This window comes from Streptosporangium sp. NPDC006013, from assembly GCF_040614275.1.
In the GTDB taxonomy this organism is placed as follows: domain Bacteria; phylum Actinomycetota; class Actinomycetes; order Streptosporangiales; family Streptosporangiaceae; genus Streptosporangium.
The window spans coordinates 1-2096 of the sequence record NZ_JBEXUE010000859.1 but is presented as its reverse complement, the minus strand read 5'-3'; the positions used below and the strand labels follow the sequence as shown (position 1 = coordinate 2096).

The following is a 2096-nucleotide window of genomic DNA, read 5'->3' as shown; positions in this document are numbered from 1 at the left end:
GAACGCCATGGTGAAGGACTTCACGCCGGTGGCGCTCATGACCGTCGCGGGGTTCGGCGGGTTGCCCCAGCCCATGTAGAGGTACGGGGCTCCGGGCATCTTGCCGACCGGGTCGGGGTTGGTGCAGCCGGTGGTGGTGGCGCTCACCGCGCCGCTGGCGGCCGACTCGCCCTGGGCGTTGTAGGCCTTGACGGTGTAGGTGTGCGAGGTGCAGGTGCCGAGCGAGCCGATGGTGGCGCTGGTCCCGGTGACCTGGGCCCGCTGGGTGCCGCCCTCGTAGACGCGGTAGCCGGTGACGGTGCCGCTGGAGGCGCCCCAGGACAGGGAGATCGAGGAGTTGGTGGTGGCGGTGACCGACGGGGTACCGGGCGTGCCCGGGGTGCCGGGGGTGCTGCCGCCGCAGGCCGCGCCGTTGAGCGTGCAGTTGGACGGGGTGACGCCGCCGGGGCTGCCGTTGAAGCCGAAGCTCGCGGTCGCACCGGGCGCCAGGGTGCCGTTCCAGCCGACGTTGGTGAAGGTGAAGCGCTGCCCGCTCCGGCTCAGCGACGCGTCCCAGAAGGAGCCGATGTTGGCACCGGAGGGCAGGTCGAAGGCGACCGACCAGCCGTTGATCGTGGTGGTGCCGCCGTTGGTGATCGTGTACTTGCCCTCGAAACCGGTCCCCCAGTCGGAGACCTTGGTGAAGACGGCGGTGGGAGACGCCGCGAAGGCCGGGGCCGCGACCGTTGACAGGCCGAGTGACATGCCGAGCGCGGCCAGAACCGCGGTCAGCGTTCGTCGAATTCTCATGCTTCTTCCTCGGTTGGGGGGTGTTCGGAGGCTTAGGGCAGGGTCGCGAGGTGCGGCTTGACGGTCCTGGAGAAGTTCCAGCCGTTACTGGCGTCCCAGTTGATGGACCAGGTCATCGCGCCGCGGATCCCGGGGTAGGCGCGCGGCGGCACGAAACCGCCGCAGTTGGTCCTGGTGGCCAGGCAGGTCAGGGCCTGGTTGACCAGTGCGGGGGCGACGATCCCGCCGCCCGCCGCACCCGGTCCCGCGGGCAGGCCGAGCGCCACCTGGTCGGGGCGCAGGCCGTTCTCCAGCTGGATGCAGGCCAGCGCGGTCATGAAGTTGACGGTGCCCTGCGAGTAGGCGGCCATCTGGTCGCAGCCGAGCATGGAGCCGGAGTTGTAGTACTGGGTGTGGACGACGGTGAGGATGTCCTTGATGTTCAGCGCCAGCTTGAAGTACTCGGCGCCGGTGGACTGCATGTCGATGGTCTGCGGCGCCATCGTGATGATCAGGTTCGCACCGGCCTTGGCCCGCAGCGCACGCAGCGCCTGGCCCATGTAGGTGGCGTTGAGGCCGTTCTCCAGGTCGATGTCGACGCCGTCGAAACCGTAGTTCTGCATCAGGGCGTAGACGGTGTCGGCGAACTTGGTCGCGGCGGCGGCACTCGCCACCTGTACCCGACCGGCCTCGCCACCGACCGAGAGGATGACCTTCTTGCCGCGGGAGTGGAGGGTCTGCACGTCGGTCTTGAACTGGGCGTCGGTGTAGCCGCCGAGGGAGGCCGACAGGCCCGGGTCCACACCGAAGACGACCTCGCCCGGGGTGGCGGTGGCCTCGCCGAAGGAGACCGCGACCAGGTCGTACTCGTTGGGCACCGCCGACAGCCGCAGCTCGACCGCCGCGTTGTCGAAGTTGTGCCAGTACCCGGTGAGGAAGTGCTTGGGCAGCGGGCCTGTGGTGCAGCCGGTGGTGGTGGCACTGGCCGGGTCGCTCTTCGGCCCCTCACCCGCGGAGTTGTACGCCGCCACCGTGTAGGTGTGCGCCTCGCACACCCCCAACCCCGACACCGTCGCACTCGTCCCGGTCACCGTCGCCTTGACAGCCGAACCCTCATAGACCCGGTAGCCGGTCACCGAACCCGACGACGCACCCCACGACAACGCCACACTGTTCGCACCACCCGTCGCCGACACCGCACCCGGCTTACCCGGGGTGCCTGTGGTGCAGCCCGTGGTGGTGGCACTGGCCGGGTCGCTCTTCGGCCCCTCACCCGCGGAGTTGTACGCCGCCACCGTGTAGGTGTGCGCCTCGCACACCCCCAACCC

The 2096-nt window shown here is 69.7% G+C and carries 2 protein-coding genes; both read right to left on the bottom strand.

Annotated elements, in window-relative coordinates; genetic code table 11:
- A partial coding sequence (locus ABZ260_RS50385; protein WP_355632904.1) for a cellulose binding domain-containing protein occupies positions 1–789 on the bottom strand: 789 nt, incomplete at its 3' end.
- A 32-nt stretch (positions 790–821) separates the two neighbouring features.
- Positions 822–2096: glycosyl hydrolase family 18 protein (locus tag ABZ260_RS50380; RefSeq protein WP_355632901.1), on the bottom strand; the 1275-nt coding region annotated here is incomplete at its 5' end.